The 20,710-nt window shown below is 64.3% G+C and carries 16 protein-coding genes; 5 read left to right on the forward strand and 11 right to left on the reverse strand.

Features of this window, described 5'->3' with window-relative positions:
- Positions 1-622: 622 nt before the first annotated feature.
- Both ABSG20_RS02915 and ABSG20_RS02920 read right to left on the reverse strand, forming a co-directional pair.
- Positions 623-1,228, reverse strand: a complete 606-nt coding sequence (locus ABSG20_RS02915; protein ID WP_423862981.1) for a DUF2147 domain-containing protein — start codon at positions 1,226-1,228, stop codon at positions 623-625.
- A gap of 211 nt (positions 1,229-1,439) precedes the next feature.
- Entirely contained in the window at positions 1,440-2,468 is a 1,029-nt protein-coding gene (locus tag ABSG20_RS02920; protein WP_423862982.1) for an NAD(P)/FAD-dependent oxidoreductase, read from the reverse strand.
- Between the two features lie 188 nt (positions 2,469-2,656).
- Between ABSG20_RS02920 and ABSG20_RS02925 the strand changes: the two genes are divergently transcribed.
- The gene (locus tag ABSG20_RS02925) at positions 2,657-3,112 is read left to right on the forward strand and encodes an acyl-CoA thioesterase (protein WP_423862983.1); all 456 of its coding nucleotides are present in this window, start codon (positions 2,657-2,659) and stop codon (positions 3,110-3,112) included.
- Positions 3,113-3,151: 39 nt separating this feature from the next.
- Here the strand turns inward: ABSG20_RS02925 and ABSG20_RS02930 are convergent, their stop codons facing one another.
- Together ABSG20_RS02930 and ABSG20_RS02935 are read right to left on the reverse strand one after the other, a co-directional pair.
- Positions 3,152-3,472: a 2Fe-2S iron-sulfur cluster-binding protein gene (locus ABSG20_RS02930; RefSeq protein WP_423862984.1), complete on the reverse strand. Its 321-nt coding sequence runs from the start codon at positions 3,470-3,472 to the stop codon at positions 3,152-3,154.
- A gap of 122 nt (positions 3,473-3,594) precedes the next feature.
- A complete protein-coding gene (locus ABSG20_RS02935) occupies positions 3,595-3,972 on the reverse strand; it encodes an Hpt domain-containing protein (RefSeq protein ID WP_423863004.1) in 378 nt (125 codons plus the stop codon).
- Positions 3,973-4,363: 391 nt separating this feature from the next.
- Between ABSG20_RS02935 and ABSG20_RS02940 the strand changes: the two genes are divergently transcribed.
- A complete protein-coding gene (locus ABSG20_RS02940; RefSeq protein ID WP_423862985.1) occupies positions 4,364-10,123 on the forward strand; it encodes an apolipoprotein A-IV repeat region-like domain-containing protein in 5,760 nt (1,919 codons plus the stop codon).
- A gap of 317 nt (positions 10,124-10,440) precedes the next feature.
- Complete coding sequence (locus tag ABSG20_RS02945; protein ID WP_423862986.1) at positions 10,441-11,172, forward strand: hypothetical protein; 732 nt, start codon at positions 10,441-10,443, stop codon at positions 11,170-11,172.
- A 53-nt stretch (positions 11,173-11,225) separates the two neighbouring features.
- Here ABSG20_RS02945 and ABSG20_RS02950 read toward each other — a convergent pair whose 3' ends face one another.
- The 3 genes from ABSG20_RS02950 to ABSG20_RS02960 are packed head-to-tail and all read right to left on the reverse strand — an operon-like array spanning position 11,226 to position 14,030.
- Entirely contained in the window at positions 11,226-12,101 is an 876-nt protein-coding gene (locus ABSG20_RS02950; RefSeq protein WP_423862987.1) for an MlaD family protein, read from the reverse strand.
- Between the two features lie 22 nt (positions 12,102-12,123).
- The gene (locus ABSG20_RS02955) at positions 12,124-12,894 is read right to left on the reverse strand and encodes an ABC transporter ATP-binding protein (RefSeq protein ID WP_423862988.1); all 771 of its coding nucleotides are present in this window, start codon (positions 12,892-12,894) and stop codon (positions 12,124-12,126) included.
- 2 nt (positions 12,895-12,896) lie between these two features.
- Positions 12,897-14,030 carry an ABC transporter permease gene (locus ABSG20_RS02960; protein WP_423862989.1) on the reverse strand — a complete coding sequence of 378 codons (1,134 nt, stop codon included), beginning with the start codon at positions 14,028-14,030 and terminating at the stop codon, positions 12,897-12,899.
- Between the two features lie 142 nt (positions 14,031-14,172).
- Between ABSG20_RS02960 and dgcA the strand changes: the two genes are divergently transcribed.
- A complete protein-coding gene (dgcA, locus tag ABSG20_RS02965; RefSeq protein ID WP_423862990.1) occupies positions 14,173-15,162 on the forward strand; it encodes an N-acetyl-D-Glu racemase DgcA in 990 nt (329 codons plus the stop codon).
- Here the strand turns inward: dgcA and ABSG20_RS02970 are convergent.
- On the reverse strand, positions 15,132-16,331 hold the full coding sequence (locus ABSG20_RS02970) for an MFS transporter (protein WP_423863005.1): 1,200 nt from the start codon (positions 16,329-16,331) through the stop codon (positions 15,132-15,134). The two genes, dgcA and ABSG20_RS02970, sit on opposite strands and share 31 nt — an antisense overlap.
- A 75-nt stretch (positions 16,332-16,406) precedes the next feature.
- Here ABSG20_RS02970 and ABSG20_RS02975 point away from each other — a divergent pair, with 75 nt between their 5' ends.
- Positions 16,407-17,567, forward strand: a complete 1,161-nt coding sequence (locus ABSG20_RS02975; protein ID WP_423862991.1) for a hypothetical protein — start codon at positions 16,407-16,409, stop codon at positions 17,565-17,567.
- Positions 17,568-17,660: 93 nt separating this feature from the next.
- On the opposite strand, the gene ABSG20_RS02980 is transcribed toward ABSG20_RS02975, so the two are convergent.
- From ABSG20_RS02980 to ABSG20_RS02990, 3 genes are all read right to left on the reverse strand, one after another.
- Entirely contained in the window at positions 17,661-18,650 is a 990-nt protein-coding gene (locus tag ABSG20_RS02980; RefSeq protein WP_423862992.1) for a threonine ammonia-lyase, read from the reverse strand.
- Between the two features lie 81 nt (positions 18,651-18,731).
- Complete coding sequence (locus ABSG20_RS02985; RefSeq protein ID WP_423862993.1) at positions 18,732-19,811, reverse strand: glycosyltransferase family 4 protein; 1,080 nt, start codon at positions 19,809-19,811, stop codon at positions 18,732-18,734.
- Entirely contained in the window at positions 19,811-20,611 is an 801-nt protein-coding gene (locus tag ABSG20_RS02990) for a UDP-2,3-diacylglucosamine diphosphatase (RefSeq protein WP_423862994.1), read from the reverse strand. Before ABSG20_RS02990 ends, ABSG20_RS02985 begins: the two co-directional genes overlap by 1 nt.
- Positions 20,612-20,710: the final 99 nt, after the last annotated feature.

Consider the following 20,710-nt stretch of genomic DNA (forward strand, 5'->3'; position numbering starts at 1 on the left):
ACCCTGCAGCCCATCGCCAAGGCCGCCTGAAATGCAAAAAAGAAAGAAGGAAAAATCAATGCCTTAACGCGTTGTTTCTTTTTAGGAGCCCTTGCGACGAAGCAATCCAGCTTTCTTTTCGCAGGCGCCAAGGCTGGATTGCTTCGCCAGCGCTCGCAATGACGGTCTGAAAGAATGACGGTTTGAAAGATCGTGATCGGCTGTTTGAAAAGTGAATCATTAATGTGGATCGGGAGCCCGATGATGGAAGGCGCGATCCCGCGGCAACGGCGGTGCGCCCCCTCTCCCCGTTCTTCACGGGGAGAGGGTTGGGGTGAGGGGCTCTCTCGAGTAGCTCGACTCGCGGAGAGCGTGCGTAGGGTGGGCAAAGCCGCCGGGTCGCGCGAATGCGCGAACCGATGGCGTGCCCACCAACTTAAGAATCATCTCAAGCCAAGGTGGGCAACGGCGCGAAGAGCGCCTTTTGCTTAACCCTGCGAATCCAACACAGGAACCGGGATGCCCTGTTTCCGCCCCTGTATTAACAGGGCTTAACAGGAGCAAAGGTGCGGTCTTTCGCATCACCCGGCTTGACCAGGCTTGACCGGGTGATCCAGTACGCCGCGGCGGCGCGGTGGAAAGATCACTTCGGCGGTTGCGTGGGCGCGGTTTTTTTCGCGGCCACTGCCGACTTGGCCATCGCGACCGGCGGCTTCAACGCCGCGGCCTGCTCCGGCAGGTACTTGGCAATGATCGCCGGATCGAGCGAGGCCATCTCTGTATCGGGCAACCGGTACCAGGTCTCGTTCTTGCCGAGCAGGGAGATGCCCCAGTAGCCGCGCATGGTCAGGGTCTGGCCGTCCGGACTGACGCTCATCTTGGCATGATAGATCTTGCCGTCGCGCGGATCGAGCACGTTGCCGTCCTCGTATTTCAGTCCGTCGCGCTTCATGTCGCGGATGAAGGAGATGCCGAGCACCGGCGCGTTCTTGCGGTCGTCGGTGCATTTCGCGCAAACGTCGTTGTCGGCTTCGCCGGGAAGCGGAAAGGTCTTGGCGATTACGCCTTCGAAGATGCCGTTGTGATCGACGACGAGCACCCACACCACGGGCTTGCCGTCCTCGATCTTCTGCCACAGCCCGGCGGCCGACGGCTCCGCGGCTTGCCCCGGCAGGGCGAGGGCGAGCGACATGGCCAAGGCGGCGATGGCCGGCAGCACCGGCCGAAGTCTGGAGATAGCAGTCGACATCATCATCACCTGATCCGCGCATTGTCCGATGCGCAATATTAGCGCCTGTGGCGCAAAAGTGGATAACGCTTTTGCGATCAGACGGTGCCCCAATCATGCATCGGAGCATTTTTCCGGCGCCAGCCGCGCGTCCCGCCGGTCAGGGGTCGCAAAACGCCCGCCCCTGTCACAAAACCGCCGCAACCGCCGCAGCGGATTTTTCCGAGCAGGCTCAGTGGACCCCGAGCTTCTTCTGCAGGCTCGACGACGATGTCGTGTACTGGAACACCAGCCGCTTGTCCGGATAGACGTAGCGGTACGCCTTCTGGGCCATCAGCGCGCCTTCGTGGAAGCCGCACAGGATGAGCTTCAGCTTGCCCGGATAGGTGTTGATGTCGCCGATCGCAAAGATGCCGGGCACGCTGGTCTCGAAGGCCGAGGTCTCGACCGGCACCAGATTGTTCTGAAGCGAAAGGCCCCAATTCGCCACCGGCCCAAGCTTCATGGTGAGGCCGAAGAACGGCAGCAGGTTATCGCAGGAGACTCTTGCAATGGCGTTGTCATTGCCTTTGACGGTGGCCCCGGTCAGCATGCCGCCCTCGCCTTCCAGCCCCGTGACCTGGCCGATCTTCAAATCCATCTTGCCGGCAGAAACCAGCGCGCGCATCTGCTCGACGCTGTGAGGTGCCGCGCGGAAATCGTCACGCCGGTGCAACAGCGTTACGCGCCGGGCGATCGGCTGCAGATTGAGGGTCCAGTCCAGCGCCGAATCGCCGCCGCCGACGATCAGGAGATTCTTGTCGCGGAACTGCTCCATCCTGCGCACGGAGTAATAGACCGAGGTGCCTTCATAGGCCTCGATGCCCGGCACCGGCGGCCGCTTGGGCTGGAACGACCCGCCGCCGGCGGAAACCACCACCACCTTGCATTCGAACACCTGCCCGGCATCGGTGGTGACGCGAAAGCCGGGGTCGCCGATCTTCTCGATCTTCTCCACCATTTCGTTGAGATGGAAAGTCGGGTTGAACGGCTTGATCTGCGCCAGCAGCGCCTCGGTCAGGCCATGGCCGGTGACGAAGGGAATGCCGGGAATGTCGTAGATCGGCTTTTCCGGATAGAGCTCGGCGCACTGGCCACCGATCTTGTCGAGGATGTCGACCAGATGCGCCTTGATGTCCAGAAGGCCCAGTTCGAAGACGGCAAACAGTCCGCAGGGGCCGGCGCCAATGATCAGCACATCGGTCTTGATCGCTTCGCTCATATCGCTTCTTTTCGGTTGAACAGGGCTGGCGGGGGAAACTGAGGGCCGCAGTGTCTTTCGGCTGCGCCTGTCTAGCCAAGGCGGGGCAGCGAGGAAAGCCATAATTTGGCTCACGGCGGCCGCGGCAACCCCTTGCCGTAATTCGACAACTGCGCTGTAAGGACGGCAAATCACGCAAAGGAGGCCCCGTGAACGCAGCCGCCCGTCACGACGCAGCGCCGCGCCTTCAAGACTATCCCTACCGGCTGTCGGACAATGTGCGCTTCGCCGATCTCGATCCCAACCAGCACGTCAACAACGCCGTCTATGCAACCTATTTCGAAACCGGCCGCGTCACGCTGATGAAGGATCGCAGCCTGGGACTGATGCCGCCGGGGCTCGCCTGGATCATGGTCCGGCTCGATATGCATTTCCGCGCCGAGCTGCGCTGGCCCGGCACCATCGAAATGGGGCTTGGTGTCGCCAGGTTCGGCCGCACCTCGGTGACGTTCGATCAGGTGGTGTTTTCGCAAGACAGATGCGTGGCGTCGGCGCAAGCGGTGACGGTGCTGATCGATGAGATCACCCGCAAGCCGGCGCCACTGACGGAGGACATCATCAGGAATTTTGCGCCCTGGATGCGGCGCGGAATAGATCGGGCGTGAGCCGGCGCGAAAGCGATCGTCGTAGTGACAAAGGGTGGCTCAGGCCTGCCGCTCCGGCGTTGCGACCACCAGACCGTCGAGTTCGTCGGTCACCTTGATCTGGCACGACAGCCGCGAATTCGGCCGCACGTCGAAGCCGAAATCCAGCATGTCCTCTTCCATCGGCGAGGGCGCGCCGACCTTCTCGCGCCAGGCCTCATCGACATAAACATGGCAGGTGGCGCAGGCGCAGGCGCCGCCGCACTCGGCCTCGATCCCCGGAACGGCGTTACGGATGGCGGCTTCCATCACGGTGGCGCCGTTCTCGACATCGATGATGCGGGTTTCGCCGGTGTGGTCGACAAAGTGAATCTTGGCCATGTTTGCTCGTACTAACGCGTGAGAGGGGTCCGGCTGTCCTATAACGGGTCGACTAGCTCCGCGCCAGCGGTCGGCCGACAAACTTGCGACGCCGTTTTGCCGCTGGCTTGAGGACTTCCAGATCAGGACCGGCGCAGCATCGCCTCGACCGCCGAGCGCGCCTGCGCCACGGCATCGGCGAGATCGCCGAGCGGCTTTGCCGGGGCGGCGCCGTTTTGGATCGCGGCTTCCAGACGGTGAGCCGCATCGGCGAGGCGAAAGGCACCGATGGCGCGGGCCGAGCCCTTCAGTTTATGTGCCAGCGCGGCGGCGTCAGCCGGCAAGGCCGTGAGCGCGCCGATCAGGCTGTCGGTCTGGGCCGAAAACATCGCCAGCACCTGGCGCTCCAGACTGGCATCGCCGAGCGTCATGCGTCCGAGATGCCCGATATCGATCGGAATGTCGTCGGGAGATGTCGGCGGCGATGGCATAAAATCGATCCGATCCGGATCAAGCGGCATGACGATGGCCTCGGGAATCTGCCGGCCCTGCCGACCCGGCAGCGATGTTCCGCCAGCCAAGCACGACAATGGTTAATATCTCGTGCCATCAGCGGCAGCCAGGCCATGTTTTTGACAAGGTATCGCCACAGTCGCACAGCGGAGACAAACCTGAGGGACGGTAAATTGTTACAGCGCGCTGCTGTTAACGATGATTAAGATTGTATTACTCGAACCATTTCATTCGCATCGCCTAACCAATAGGATGTAGCCCGGTGCAGGCACAGCGCGACGGACGAAACGCCGCACTTTTGCACCATGTAGGGCATGTCACCGGCTTCGAGCTTGCGAGCGGCGTTCACGCTACTCGCCCCGGGATGCCGAAAAAGTGTAACGAGGGCTCAGACTGAACATGGCGAACAATCCAAAGAAGGTCAAAGATCCCACGGAAGTGGCGCTTTCCGCCATCCAGGAAGCCCTGAACATCGGCGACGTTTCCGTGGCGGATGGCGGGCGGAGCTCGGCGCGCAACGAAGCACAGAGCGAAGCACGGAACGATGCAGCGGCGCCAAATCCGCCGTCGATATCGAATTTCGGCGAGATCACATTCGATAGCCGTCCCAATCCCGACGCGGCGACCTACGATGCTGTCGAACCGGCGCGTCCAGGCCGCCGCGCCGCCAATGACGACCGCGAAACCATCGGGCAGATTCTGCAGGCCATTCAGAAGGGCCGTCCCGCCCGCAACGTCTATGTGCTGGCGACCGTATTCGCCGGGTTCTGGATTCTCGGCGCGGCGCTTTTGACCTTCAGCTTTCTGCCCTCGCTGCAGGCTTCCGTCGTCCAGGGCGGCGGCGGCATCCTGGCGCTGGCCGGGCTTGGCGCGGTGTTCCTGGCGCCGGTATTGCTGTTCTATTTCCTGGCCAGCCTGTCCTGGCGCGGCCAGGAATTGCGGATGATCGCGCAGTCGATGGCGCAGGTCGCGATCCGCTTTTCCGAACCCGAGAACGCCGCCAGCGATTCGATGGTGACCGTCGGTCAGGCGATCCGCCGCGAGGTCGCGGCGATGGGCGACGGCGTCGAACGCGCCATCGCGCGGGCCGGCGAACTCGAAACCCTCGTGGCCAACGAAGTCTCGGCGCTGGAGCGCGCCTACACCGACAACGAGGTGCGCATCCGCGCCTTGCTGCAGGATATCGCCCATCAGCGCGACAATCTGGTCGGCCAGGCCGAGCAGGTTCGCAGCGCCATCTCCGGCGTGCAGATCGACCTGCGCCACGATATCGCGCTGATCTCGGACGCGATCGCCTCGCGCGTCGACGAGGTGGCCAAGAGCATCACCGGGGCGCTGGAAGAACGCGGCGCCCACATCACCTCCGCGCTCAGCAATGCCGGCGACAACATGATCCTTGCGCTCGGCGAGCGCGGCGGCGACCTGCTCGACCGGCTCGAGGAAGCCAGCGCCGAGACCACGCGCGCCGTGCTCGACGCTTCTGAGCGCCTCACCACCAGCCTGAACTTCAAGACCGGGCACGTCCACGACGAGTTCGCCGAACTGGCCGACCGCGTCCACGAGATGCTGAACGAGCGGATCGACCGTATCACCAGCGAATTCGAACAGCGCTCTTCCTCCATCGTCGACGGAATTTCCGACCGCACCGAGCAGGTTCACGACTCGCTGAAGAATTCCGGCGATTCGCTGCTGCTGGAGCTTGAACTGCGCAGCGGCGACCTGGTCGGCAAGATCGATGACGCGGGCAATCGTCTGGCGACCAAGATCCTGTCCAGCGGCGACAAGGCCAGCGACGCCCTCGACGTTACCGTCAATTCGCTGGTGGCCAAGGTCGTGAGCCAGACCGAGACCGCGCACGACACGCTTTCCCTGCAGATGAGCGCCTTCGATGAGCTGGTCAGGAACCAGGGCAGCGAGCTCGCGGAGAAATTTGCCCGCGACAGCGGCACGCTGGGCGCCCTCATCACCCGCCACATCTCGGAATTCGACCGTACCGTCAAAACCTTCGGCGGCGAAATCGTCGATCGCATGGGGCAGCGCACCGAAGCCATCGCCGACACCCTGAAGAGCTATGTCGACAACTTCGACACCCGCCTGACCTCGAACGGCGGCGAGATCACCGCCTCGCTGGATCAGCGTCTGCTGCAATTCGAAACCACGCTCGGAACCCGGGTGTCCAATCTCGACAGCTCGCTCGACGGCAAGATCAAATCCCTTGACCAGTCGATCGACGGCAAGATCCAGTCCTTCGATGCATCCATCCGCTCCTTCGACAGCTCGCTCGAAGACAAGATCAAATCCCTGGACCAGTCGATCGACGGCAAGATCCAGTCCTTCGATGCATCCATCGACTCCTTCGGCGGCTCGCTCGACGGCAAGATCAAATCCTTCGACGCATCCATCAACGGCCGGCTGCAGTCGCTCGAACAGAGTTTGGATTCACGGGCAAGGTCGGTCACCGAAACCATCGACGACCGGCTCGGCTCACTGGCGTTGTCATTGACCGATGGCGCCGCGCAGGCGATCCACTCGATCGATTCGCGGCTTACCCTGCTCACTACCTCGCTCACCGACGGCACCGCCCAGGCGATCGATGCGGTCGACCGGCGCGTCTCCGATGTGACCGAAACCATCAATGCTCGCAGCGGCCAGCTCACCGAGACCATCACGGCGCGGTTCCAGGAAATCCACCAGAGCATCGAAACCCGGGTCGGCTCGGTTGCCGCCGATATCGATGCGCGCGTCGCGCAGTTCGAAGACCTGCTGGGTTCGCGGGTCGAAGCCGTGGCGGGTCGTATCGAGAGCAGCGGGCGGCAGGCCAGCGACGGCTTGATGGCCCGCGCCGAGGAACTGTCGCAGGGCATCAAGTCCCACGTCGAAGATGCGGAGCGCTCGCTGACCAACCTTGTGGTCAACACCAGCGAGACCATTCAGACCGGCGCGCGCGCGGCCCAGCAGTCGCTGCTGACGGTTTCTTCCGACGTCGGCGCGCAGCTGAAGCTGACCGCGGCGGAGATCGAGCGCGCGTTCACCTCGGTCGGGACCGGCGCGGCGAACTCGATCGTGACCAGTGCGCGCGAGGCCCAGGCCACCCTGGTGACGGCGTCCTCGGATGCAAGCTCCGAGATCAAATCGTTGTCGGTCGACGTCGAACGTACGCTGTCCGCCGCCGGGACCGGCGTGGCGAACTCGATCGTGACCAGCTTCCGCGAGGCCCAGGCCACCCTGGTGACGGCTTCCTCGGATACAAGCTCCCAGATCAAGTCGTTGTCCGCCGACGTCGAACGAACGCTGTCCGCTGCCGGCAATGGCGCCGCGAACACGATTTTGACCAGCGCCCGCGAGGCCCAGGCCACCCTGGTAACGGTGTCCTCGGATACGGTCACCCAGATCAAGTCGCTGACCGCCGACGTCGAGCGCACGCTTTCGGCCGCCGGTTCGGCAACCGCGGGCTCGATTCTCGCCAGCGCGCGTGAAGTCCAGACCACCCTCATTTCCGCATCTTCGGATTCCGCCGAACATGTCAAGTCACTGGCGGTCGACATCGAACGGTCGCTATCCATTGCCGGCACTTCCACCGCCGAGTCGATCGTTGCCGGTGCACGCGAGGCACAGGCTACGCTGGTCAGCGCTTCCGCGGAAGCCGCGGGCCAGGTCAAGTCACTGACCGCCGACGTCCAGCGTTCGTTGTCGCTGGCCGGAACTTCGACCGCCGATACGATTACCTCGAGCGCGCGGGAGGCTCAAAGCACGCTGGTCGCCGCATCGAGCGATGCCGCCAATCATGTCAAGACGCTGGCGGCTGATGTCCAGCGCGCTTTGTCGATCGCCGGAGTTTCGACCGCCGATACGATTACCGCCGGCGCGCGGGAGGCTCAAAGCACGCTGGTCGCCGCATCGGGCGATGCCGCCAGTCATGTCAAGTCGCTGGCGGTCGATGTCGAACGCACATTGACAGCGGTCGGGGCCGACACGGCCGCCGCCATTCTCCACAGCGCGCGCGAGGCGCAAAGTTCGCTGTACGCGACGTCAAACGAAGCGGCCAGCCAGATCAAGGCGATCTCCGGCGATATCGAGCGGTCGCTCAGCACGGTCACCGCCAATACCACGGACAATATCCAGGCCAGCGCGCTCAATGCACAGACCGCATTGGTGGCGGTGTCAAACGAAGTCAGTACCAAGATTAAGTCGGCATCGGCGGAGATCGAACGTTCGGTTCTCGCCGCCAGTGGATCGTTCGGCTCAGCCATGACCGGCAAGACCGACGAAATCGTCACCTATGTGCATCAGCAGACCGATCGGCTGTCGCAGATGATCGACAGCAAGCGCGGATCGCTGGTCGAGGCGATCGGCACCAAAGCCAATCTGCTCACGACCGAAGTCGACCGCGTCACCGCGGATTCCCTGCGATCGATCGAAACCAAGGGTCAGGCCTTCGCGCAGTCGATGACGAACCATGGTTCCGACGTCGCGAGGACGATCACTTCGGCCGGCGACTTGGCCACCGGCGCCATCAACAAGTCGCTGAAGGATCTCGAACAGGCCTCGCGTGGGGCGATCGACCAGTCGCGCCAGGTCTCGATCGCCGCGGTGACCGAGATGCAGGAAACCGCCAAGATCCTGCGCACCGATACGGTCGCTTTGTTCGAACGGCTGCGCGAGGGCAATATCCTGCTGCAGGAAGTGCTTACCGGCGCCCACGACAATCTCAATTCGCTCGAGCGCGCTTTGGTGACGCGGGTGGCCGACTTCGTCTCCGCCATGAATGACGTTACCTCGCGCAACGGCGCCGCGACCCAGATGCTGGAAGACCAGTTGAATGTCTTCAACAGCAAAACCTCGAAGGCGCTGGAGGATCTCGGCTCGCTGTCCGGCCAGTTCGACGAGCATGGCAGGTCGCTGGCCGATGCCGCAACGATGGTCGAGCAAAGCAACCGCAACACCACCGCCTCGGTCGCCGAGCGCAAGGCCATGCTCGAATCGCTGGTCACCACCATCGACCTGCGGACCACCGATCTCGATCAGCGCTTGTCACGATTCACCGGCCTGCTCGATGAATCGCTGGCCGCCGCGGAAGAGCGGGCGCGCGATATCGCGCGCGTGGTGGCGGAAACCGCCGGCGCCGGCTCTGCCGCGATCAGCCGACAATTCGAGGCCGTTCGCTCTTCCGCCGAGGAGGAGCGCCGGCTGACGGCCGACGCCATGGCTGAAGTCTATCAGCAGACCACGCAGGAGGCGGATGCGATGTTCAAGCAGACCGCCGAGCGCTTCGCCACCATGGTGACGAGCATGAAGCAGATGGCTGCCGAGATGCATCAGGAACTGGAAGCCACCCGCAACGAGCTTCGCCGCGGCGTGCTGGAAATGCCGCAGGAGGCCGCCGAGAGTACGGCGCAGATGCGCAAGGTGATCGTCGACCAGATCGAGGCCCTGGCGGAACTGAACAGGATCGTCGCCCATCACGGCCGCGGGCTTGACGTCGCGGGCGCCGGCCGCGCCAGTGCGCCGCCGCCGCGCGAGGAAGAGCCGATGCTGGTCGCCGCCGCCGCCGTGCCGTTGCGGTCGGGGCCGCCGCGCCCGCGCGAAGGCGGCAGCGCCTCTAACCTGCCACCGCCGGATATCGGCATGCCGGCTGCGCGCCGTGCTGAAGCCCCGCTGGATCTCGGCCAGCCGGCGGCGGCGCGCCGCACCGAAGCCCCGCCGGTAAGCCCCGCAAGCCCCGACCAGGGCCGCGATGGCTGGCTTTCCGAACTGTTGAACCGTGCGGATACCAGCGCCAACAACCGCGAGCCGGCCCGCCCGCGTCCGCCGCCGGCCGGAGGCAACCCGCTGGAGTCGCTGTCGCTCGATATCGGCCGGCTGATGGACCGCAATCTCGCTTCCGAGATGTGGAGTAGGTACCAGCGCGGCGAGAGCAAGGCTTTCACCAAGCGGCTTTACACGCCGGCCGGCCAGAAGGCGTTCGACGAGGTCGCCCGCAAATATCGCGCCGACCGCAGCTTCAAGCAGACCGTCGACCGCTACATCACCGAGTTCGAGCGGTTGCTCGATGAGGTCGCGCGCGATGAGCGCGGCCCCGCGGCGCTGCGCGGCCACCTCAGCTCCGAGACCGGCATGGTCTATACCCTGCTCGCCCATGCGGCCGGACGCCTCGGGTAAAGGCGCGAGCTGATCGGACGATGCTGGACGGAGGCAGCGATGCCTCCGTTTGTTTTGGGCTAGCCCGCATGAGTCCCGCGATATGCGGCAACCCCTGCAATTGAAGACCGCGGCCGGGATGTCCTGTCGCTGCCACCTGACGCAGCCTTACATATTTGTAACAAGACAAAGTGAGCGAAGCTGGTCAGCAATGCTGCGGACGCCATCTGTCAACGAAGCAGTTGTGCCCGAGGGCGAGCCTCGATCCGCAAGGCACATCAGTTGGGATGGCGCGGTTCAAAACCTTTGGAACCAGGTATGATGAACGGAGGGGGAAAATGAACATGTTCAGGCGCTCCAGAATCGTCTTCCCGTTGCTATCGATCCTGACCGCGTTGGCGCTGCCGGCGCAGGCGGAGGAACCAAACGGGCCCCCCTCAAAGGCGGCGCCGGGCCGCCCGGGAGCCCAGGCGGTCCACCCGGGCCCCGGCCGGCCTGGTCCGACGCCAGGCCGCGGGCCGCACGATGCCGGCTTCGCGCGCGGGGTGCCGTCGCGCGATTTCGGTGGACACCCCTATCACGGCCAGTTCGCCTGGGAGGGCGGACGCTGGCATCACGAAAGGCGCAACGGCCGCGACGGCTGGTGGTGGGATGTCGGAGGCGCCTGGTACTACTACCCGCAGCCGATGGATGGCCCACCCGCTTATGTGTCCGATGTCGAGGTCGCGGACGACGGCCCGGATGGACCGCCGCCCGCGGCGGGTTATCCACCGCCACCGGGCTACCCGCCGCCGCCCGTGGCCTATGCACCGCCGCCGCCGCCGCCACCACCACCGCCGGACCCGGCTGCAAGCGCGGTCGGCGGCGCCATCGTGGGCGGCTTGCTGGGCGGCCTTTTGACGGGACGGGCGGGCGGCGCTGCAGCCGGCGCCATCGTCGGTGGAACGACCGGCGCCATCGTCGGCGCGCAAGCTGCGCAACGGCCGGGATATTATCTGTCGCAAGGCGGCTGCTATTATCGTTATCCGTCGGGACAGTACGTTCAGGTCGACCCGCGCAGCTGCTACTGAGCGCGACCGGCCGGTGGGCGCATTATGCTGCGACGGTTCGCCCCTTGACCGCCCTATGGCTTCTTCTTCTCGCCGGGCGCGGACGTGGGTGCCGGCGCTGCCGCGTTGCTGTTGCTGCCGTTGCTGCCGGCGCCGAACAGCAGCCTGGTCGGGTTGCGGTCGAGATTGTTCACCGCCCGGCTGATGTCGCCGAGGGTGCGGCGGCCATCGGTCATCAACAGGCCCGAGCGCTTGTCGAAATCTTCCGCCAGTTCGCGGATCGATTTCACCGCCTGGAACAGTTCGCCGCCCTCCTTGCCGCCGGCCAGGGAGTTGAGACCCAGCATCAAATTGTCGGCCTTGCCCATGACGCCGTCGACCTTGAGCATGACGTTGTCGATCTTCTCGGCATTGCGCGCCAGCGAGGCAGTGAAGGTCTCGAGGTTATGCAGGGAGTTTTTCACCGCCTCCTGGTTGTCGGCGACCACCCTGTTGATGTTCTGCAGCGTGCCACGGATCGCCTCGGTGACGTCCTGCAGCGCGTTCGGATCGGCCTTCAGCACCGGGACGCCATCCTCGTCGAGAGGCACCTCGGGCGCGGCCTCCTCGCCGCCCTTCAACGAGATCGCCGCGACCCCGGTCAGCCCCTGGAATTCGAGTCCGACCAGGGTGTCCTTGCGGATCGGGGCGTTTTTTTCCACCATGGCCAGTGCGACCACACGACGCGGGTTGTCCAGCTTCACGGAGATCACCTCGCCCACCCTGATACCGTTGAAATTCACGCTGCCTCCGGTACGCAGGCCGGCTGCGGGACCTTCGAAGATCACGCGCAGCGGGCTGCGCGCCTTGGTGGTGTGGAGGCTCTGGAACCAAAGGACAAAACCGAAAGCCGCGGCTATCACCGCCACTGTGAACAACCCGATCAGGACGAAGTTCGCCCGCGTTTCCATCAACCAACTCCGACGCTATGATCTAGCCCATGACGGCGCGGGCACGCTTACCGTGGAAATAGGCCCTCAACCAGGGATGCTGCGAGGCCTGCATGTCGGCCATCGATCCTGCGGCAATGATCTTACCGTTCCCTAAAACGGCGATGCGGTCACAAGCAGTATAAAGGCTGTCCAGATCGTGGGTTACCATGAAAACCGTCAGACCCAAAGTGCGCTGCAGGGTCCGGACCAGTTCGTCGAAGTCGCCGGCGCCGATCGGATCGAGGCCGGAGGTCGGCTCATCGAGAAAGACCAGTTCGGGATCGAGCGCCAGCGCGCGCGCCAGCGCCACCCGTTTGATCATGCCGCCGGACAGTTCCGAAGGAAAACGGTCGGCCACTTCGGGGCGCAATCCCACCATGCCGAGTTTTGCGATCGTGATCTCATCGAGCAGCCGCTGACTGACGTTGAGATATTCGCGCACCGGAAACTGGATGTTCTGCCGCACGCTCAGCGAGGAAAACAAGGCTCCCTGCTGGAACAGGATGCCCCAGCGCCGCTCGACGCCGCGCCGCGCGGTGCGACTGGCGGCGTCGAGATCGATCCCGAACACCTCGATGCGTCCTTTGACCTTGGGAACGAGGCCGATGATGGTGCGGGTCAAAACCGACTTGCCGGCGCCGGAGGGGCCGACGAAGCCGAGGATTTCGCCGCGCCTGACGTCGAGATCGAGCCCGTCCAGGACCTTGGTTGAGCCGAACTGCACCGAGATATCGCGAACCCGGATGATGGCATCGGATATTTCGGGCGCCATCGTCACATTCCGATCGAGGCGAAAAAGATCGCGAATACGCCGTCCATGACGATGACGAAGAAAATTCCCTGCACCACCGAAGACGTCGTGTGCTGTCCGAGCGATTCGGCGCTGCCCTCGACCGCAAGCCCCTCGACACAGGCGACGATCCCGATCACCGCCGCCATGACCGGCGCCTTGATCAGGCCGACCGTGAAGTGATCGATCGAGATCGCGTCGCGCAGGCGGAGCAGGAATGCTTCGGGATCGATACCACCGTAAAGCCACGCCACCAGCCCGCCGCCCCACAACGCCATCATGTCGCCGAGAAAGGCAAGGATCGGCAGCGCAATGATCAGGGCCAGCAGCCTCGGCAGCACCAGAACCTCGATCGGGTCGAACCCCATGGTGCGCAGCGCGTCGATCTCCTCGCGCATCTTCATGGAACCGAGCTCTGCGGTGTAGGCTGAGCCGGAGCGGCCCGCCACCATGATCGCCACCAGCAGCACGCCGATTTCGCGCAGCACCAAAACGCCCAGCATGTCGACGACGAAGATATCCGCACCGAACTGGCGGAAATGAAAAATACCCTGCTGGGAGATAATGCAGCCGATCAGAAATGTGATCAGGGCGACGATCGGGACTGCGCGAAAGCATACCTGCTCGAGATGGTGCACGGTCGAGGTCAGGCGGAAGCCCGACGGGTGGATCACCACCCGTGCCGCGGCAGTGAGCACGGCGCCAAGCATGTCGACCAAGCCGATCACCGTGGTGCCGGAGCCGACCACGATGCGGCCGAACTGATCCAGAATCCCCGTGACCGTCAGTGATGGGGTTTTGAGCTCGGGCGCCGCGCTAACCCGGCGGACCTCGTCGACCAGACTGGAATAGTTCGCCGAAAGCCCGGCGATTTTGGCCTCGACCCCGCCCTCGGTCAGGCTACGGCGCAGCCGCTCGATCAGCCAGGCCCCGAAGGTGTCGAGCCTGGAAAGCTGCGACGCGTCGATAAAGATGTTGGGCCGACTGCCGGTCAGCTTTTCGGCGTCGGCCACGATCTGCTCGAGCGCCGGCGCAAAACCTGCGGTCCACGAACCGGTGGCGCACAGCGCCAGTCCATTGCCGCGTGCAATGCGCTCCAAGGTCGGGTCGCCGTCCACGATACCATCTCCTGTGCGGCTGGCAGTTGATGCAGAAGCTAAGGATCCAACGCCCACGGGCCGCCTTGTCGAACCCACCCCTAACAGCCATACTTGGTTGCGCCGGGCAAGCGTAGGGTTCGGAAAATGTCCAGATTTTGAAATGACTTCCAGCAAACTGCTGGTCAGCCGCATCGAGCGCTGGCCGATCGCCGGCCGCTTTACCATCAGCCGCGGCACCAAGACGCAGGCCGTGACGGTAATGGCGGAAGTCAGCCAAGGTGGCCTCATCGGGCGCGGCGAATGCGTGCCCTATCCGCGCTATGGCGAGACGCCGGAAGCCACGCTGGCCACCCTGCAGTCGATGCAGGCGCCGTTGTCGCGAGGACTTGACCGCAGGGCTCTGCAGACCGCGATGCCTCCAGGCGCCGCCCGCAACGCGCTGGATTGCGCGCTGCTGGACCTTGAGGCCAAGACCGCGGGGCAGCGGGTCTGGAACCTGCTCGGACGCGCCGCGCCCGAGCCCTGCACCACCGCCTATACGATCTCGTTGGCTTCGCCCGAGGCGATGGCGGCGGCGACCGAAAGGGTCGCGCACCGGCCGCTCTTGAAAATCAAGCTGGGCGGCCAGGGTGACGGCGCCCGTATTGCCGCAGTACGCAAGGCCGCTCCGCAATCCCAGCTCATTGTCGATGCCAACGAGGCATGGACATCCGACACGCTTGAGCAAAATCTGAAGGGCTGCGCGGACGCCGGCGTCACCCTGGTCGAGCAACCGCTGCCGGCCGGCCAGGACGAGTTGCTGGCACGCATCCGTCGGCCGCTTCCCGTTTGTGCCGACGAAAGCGTGCACGATTCCGCGTCGCTGCCGGGGCTGCGGGATCGCTACGATGCCGTCAATATCAAACTCGACAAAGCAGGGGGACTGACAGAAGCAATGGCGATGGCCGACGCGGCGCAGGCATTGGGATTTCAGATCATGATCGGCTGCATGGTTGCGACCTCGCTTTCGATGGCGCCGGCGATGCTTTTGACGCGGCAGGCCCGCTTCGTCGATCTCGATGGTCCCTTGTTGCTGGCGCGCGACCGCGACGGCGGGTTGCGCTATGACCATAACATGGTCTATCCGCCCGAGGCCGCACTTTGGGGATGATCCCTAAGCAGTCCGCGCGAAAGCCACATCAGGACGGCGCCCGACAGCGCCATCGCGGCCATGACGTAGTAGACGCCTTGCCCGTACCTGGAATAGATCGCGCCCGACAAGATCGATGCCCCCGATGCGACGACGCCGCTGCAGGCGGCGAAATAGCCCTGTCCCCGAGCCATCACCTGGATCGGCACACGGCGCATCAGCAATCCCATGGTGCCGACCTGGGTCAGCCCAAAGGTCAGCCCGTGCGCCAGCTGGACCACCGCCAGCACCGCCACTGGGGGCTGCTGCGCCGTTATCAGCCAGCGCGTCGCGGCGCACAGGCCCCCGATCACCGTCAGAACCGAAGGCGGCAGCGAAAATCGCGGCGACAGCGCGAACACCACAATCTCGGCCATCACCCCCAACGCCCACAATCCGGCGATCGTCAGCCCGCCCACGCCGAAGGACTGCCAGGTGATGGAGGCGAAGGTATAGTAGGCGGCGTGGCTGCCCTGGATCAGCGCCGCGGCCACAATGATGACGACAAACCCGGGCTCACGCAGCGGGGCGCTCCCGCCTGGCTGGGCCGCCGGTACTGTCCTTGGCTGCTCCAGACGCCGCAGCCCCAGGCTGACCGCGGCGCTGAGCGCTGCCGCCGCGGCGATGACCCAGATCAGGTGCCGCGGGGCGATGACGTCGACCAGGAGCCCGCAGACCAGCGCACCGATCACGAATGCCGCCGAGCCCCACAGCCGCAGCGGGCCGTAATCGAGGCCGTATCGCGCCACACCTCGCAAGGCATAGGCGTCCGTCAGCGGCACCATCGGCGTCCACACACAGGCGGTACAAGCATAGGCAAGGAATACCGCCAGCGGCGCCTGCTGGGTGCCGACCACGGCAAATCCGAGCGCCGTTGCGAAGGCCGTGACGATCATGGCGCCGCGCAGCACCTGACCTCGCTCGGCCAGGGCCGTCACGATCGGTAACACGGTAAATCGCGTCACCGCCGGCACGGCGATGATGATGCCGATCCATGCCGCATCAATCCCGATCGCCTTGAGCCAGACCGGGAAGAACGGCAAATGGGTGCCGCTCAGCCCAAACAGAGCGCCGTAAAATGACCCCAGGCTTGCCGCGAAGCGCCTTGGCGCAGCCTCACTTGTGCTGGGGATTTGTGATTCCGGCGGCATCAATTCAATTGCCATTCGCTTGATATCGTGGTGATCGTTAGCGCAACGCGCGGTTATTTGCGCGATGAGTGTTGCATGGCCGACGACGCATTTGCCCTATCGCCGATCTCCGCTCGCGCCGTGCACCCGAGCGAGGAAGACTATGACGCGATCAGCCACGCGTTCCTGGAGACCGCGCGCGGCCGCTGGTTTCTAGGCGAGTTCGCCAAGCGCAACCGCAATGCAGACACCCGCATGGTGCTCGACGCGGTGGCGCGGATCGAACAAATCCTCGCCGACCAGAAACAACCGCTTCCCGATAACCGGCTCCCCGAGGCCCTGGCAGAGATCCGAAGCGCAGTTGACGAAGCCCGGGCCGCAGCGGCGGCGGCGCTCGGCAGCCTCGCGATCGGGCAACGCCTGGCGCCGGTCCGCAAGGGCGCCCGGGTCATCAGGGAAATCTCATGGCGATGGCGGGAAATCGGCGCCGACGCCCGGATCTGCGATCTGATCGATTCCCAACTCGCCGCCATTGAAGCCGGCTGCGAACATGTCGCATCGGTGGATACGAATGGCGCATTGAGCGCGGCATTCGATCTCATTACGCAGCGAATTACGAAAAATGGCGAGGATGACAAAGCTGCTCCGAAGGCCGCTGAAACCGTTGAGGCCCTTGTTGCCTCGCCCTCCGCGGCCCAATCGGAGGCAATGCCGACGGTGGCAAAGGCCGAGGCGGGATCCGGAACAAATGACGGCAAAGCCGGCAGCAGCATCGCGGGCTTGCCGGTCGAACCAGGGGTTGTAGCAACGGTTGAAGCCGCTGAAGTGACGGCTGAAGTCGCGGACCAATCAGACGCAGCCGCCGATGTGACAGTCGAAGTCGCAGAACTAATAAGCGAAGCCGCTGACGCCCAGGACGAAGCTATTCTTGACCTGGTGGCGCTTGAAATGGCCGCACCGGCCCCCCCCGACCTCGATGATTGCTCCGGTCACGCCAGCGATGAGATTCGCAGCGCGGCGTCACCGCTTGGCGATCCGATCATGGTCGCGCCGAAGCCCGAGCCAACGATCGCGCCCGCGCAGCCGCCGGCTGTTCAACAATCGCTGCAACCTTCGCCGCAACCTTCACATGAAGCTTCGCTGGGCTCGAGCCTGATCGCCAGCGGAATTGTGCGCAGGCCCCTTGCATCGCAGCCCGATCCGCTGGCGCCGATCCGGCGCATGAGCCAAGCCGAGAAGATCGCCTTCTTCTCGTGAGATACCCAGGCGGATTCGGGAAAGCGGGTACCGGTTTGGCTTCGCAAATTGCTTAAGCCGATGGCTGACCTTGCCGGCGGCAGAAGCCATCGCTCAGCCGATCAAGCGTGCGTGCAGATCCGCATCGACGTTGCCGCCGGACAGCACGATGACGATGTTCTTGCCGCGGCTATCGATGCGACCGGCCAGCAGGGCCGCTAGCCCGACCGCGCCGCCAGGCTCGACCACCAGTTTCAATTCCCGAAAGGCAAATCCGACCGCCGCCGCGACCTCGACATCCGATGCAATCAGGCCCTGCGTGAGCAGCCGGCTGTTGATGGCGAAGGTGATTTCGCCGGGGACCAAGGCCATCAGCGCGTCGCAGATGGTGCGGCCCTGGCCGTGGTGCGGCTGGCGTTTTCCTGATCGCAGCGAGCGCGCGTGATCGTCAAAGTCTTCCGGTTCGGCAGACATCAGCACCGCCTGCGGATAGCGCGCCTTGATCGCGGTGGCGACGCCCGCGACCAGGCCGCCGCCGGAAGCGGGCGCCACCACGATATCGGGCGTGAGCGCAAGCGCTGCCATGTCGTCGGCGATTTCCCGCCCGACCGTACCCTGGCCGGCGATGACAAGGGGATCGTCGTAGGGCCGCACCAGCGTGGCGCCGCGCTTGCCGGCAATGGCACGGGCGATGGCTTCACGATCCTCGCGGCCGCGGTCGTACAATACGACCTCGGCGCCATAGGCCCTGGTGCGTTCACGCTTGGTGAGCGGCGCGTCCGACGGCATCACGATGGTCGCCGTCATGTTGAGGATTCGCGCCGCCGCCGCCACGCCCTGGGCGTGGTTCCCCGAGGAGAACGCGACCACGCCGCCGCCCCGCGAACTCAACGGTATCGACGACATCCTGTTGAAGGCGCCGCGGAACTTGAACGAGCCGGTCCGCTGCAGCATTTCCGGCTTCAGAAATACCCGCGTTCCAGCCCACTCGTCGAGAACCGGCGATGAGAGCAGAGGCGTCCGCACCGCGAACGGTGCCAAAACCTGCGCGGCCGCGTCGATATCCGCCGGGCCGACAGGCAAGCTTAAGGAGAGTTCCGTCATCCGCGACTTGTATCCCGCCACGCAACACGCGGGCAAGTACCATGGGGGGCAAGTGTATGCGGGCGAGTTATGCTTACCGGATCAAGCGACGAATCGCGGCCGCTCGACCGCGAACGGTTCCATGTCGCTTTCCGGCTCAGCCGCGCGAACATCGGATATCTCAGCCGCGCGAACATCGGATATATTGTCAACGAAGGCGCGGGCCGAAGCTTCCCAGGTATGCTCGGCGGCAAATTCAAGACAGGCCTGGGGCGAAATTTCCAGCGCCGACAGGCAGGCCGCGCGCAAATCGTCGTGCAGCGCGCCGACCGGCGCGGCGCCGATGACGTCACGGGGACCGGTTACGGGAAAGGCTGCGACCGGCAGGCCGCTTGCCAGCGCCTCCAGCAGAACCAGGCCAAAGGTATCGGTCTTGCTCGGAAATACGAAGACGTCGGCAGCCGCATAGACGTCAGCCAAGGCTTCGCCCTGAAGCGCGCCGAGAAACACGGCTTGCGGATAGGCCCTCACCAGCGCATCGCGCGCCGGTCCATCGCCGACAATGACCTTGCTGCCGGGGAGATCGAGAGCAAGAAACGCCTCGAGATTTTTTTCCACCGCGACCCGGCCGACACACAGAAAGACCGGACGCGGCAGGCCGAGGTCCGCAGGACGCGGATGAAAAAGCCGGCCGTCAACGCCGCGCGGCCACAGCACGACATTGCGAAAGCCCCGCAGCCGCAGTTCGGCCGCCAGCGCCGGCGTCGCCGCCATCACCGCCTGGCTCGGTCCATGGAAGGCGCGCAGCGCCTTCCAGATCCACTTCTCAGGGATCGGCAACCGTGCGGAGATGTATTCCGGAAAGCGGGTATGAAAACTGGTGGTGAACGGCAATTCGTGGGTGCGGCAATAACGCCGCACCGATAGTCCGATCGGCCCTTCGGTGGCGATGTGAATACTGTCGGGCCGGGCCTCGGCGATCAACCGCGCGGTTTTGCCAGCGCGCGGCAAGGCCACACGCAGATCGCGGTAGCTCGGCAACGCGAAGGTCCGGAACGACTGCGGCGTCAGAAAGCTAACCTCGACGCCGAATGACTTCGCTGCTTCCGCCATCATGGCCAGCGTGCGCACCACCCCGTTGACCTGAGGATGCCATGCATCGGTCGCGACCAGAAGACGCATCAGGCGGCTCGCATGGCTGCCGGGGCAACAGGCGCCGTCCGGCGCCACGGCTCGGTCCAGGAGATGATTTCGAACTTGCCATCCTCGTGCTCGACCAGCGCGGTGCAGCTTTCGACCCAGTCGCCGCAATTCATGTAGCGAATGCCGTGATAGTTGTCGCGGATGACGGCGTAATGGATGTGACCGCAGATCACGCCATCGGCGCTGTGGCGGCGCGCTTCGGCGGCAAGCGCGGTCTCGAACGCGCCGATGTAGTTCACCGCATTCTTGACCTTCTGCTTCGCCCATTGCGACAGCGACCAATAGGGCACGCCGAAAGCGCGGCGGAAGAAGTTGACCAGGCGGTTCATCTGGATCGCGAAGTCGTAGGCCTTGTCGCCGAGATGGGCGAGCCAGCGCGCGTTCTGCACCACGAGGTCGAAAATATCGCCGTGAATCACCAGGTAGCGCCGTCCGTCGACGCCGACATGAACGGTGTTCTCGATCACGTCGATGCCGCCGAAATGGGTGCCGTAATAGTTCCTCAGGAACTCGTCATGATTGCCGGGTACGTAGATGACTTTGGCGCCCTTGCGCGCCTTGCGCAGCATCTTCTGCACGAAGTCGTTGTGCGATTGCGGCCAGTACCAGTTGGATCGCAGCGCCCAGCCGTCAACAATGTCGCCGACCAGATAGATGGTATCGGCATCATGGCTACGGAGAAAGTCCAGCAATCGCTCGGCCTGTGAGCCGCGGGCACCGAGGTGAACGTCGGAGATAAACAAAGTGCGAAAGCGCCGTTCCGGACTCTCTTCACTCATGGCGTCATTCCTTGCATCATCCGGCTCGCAAGCGGCACGAATCGGTATTCCGCCTTTGTTGCATAGCGAAATAGCAGCGCTGTGCGACAATCCGGCGAC

Origin of the sequence: Bradyrhizobium sp., assembly GCF_049512235.1 — a bacterium.
GTDB lineage: Bacteria > Pseudomonadota > Alphaproteobacteria > Rhizobiales > Xanthobacteraceae > Bradyrhizobium.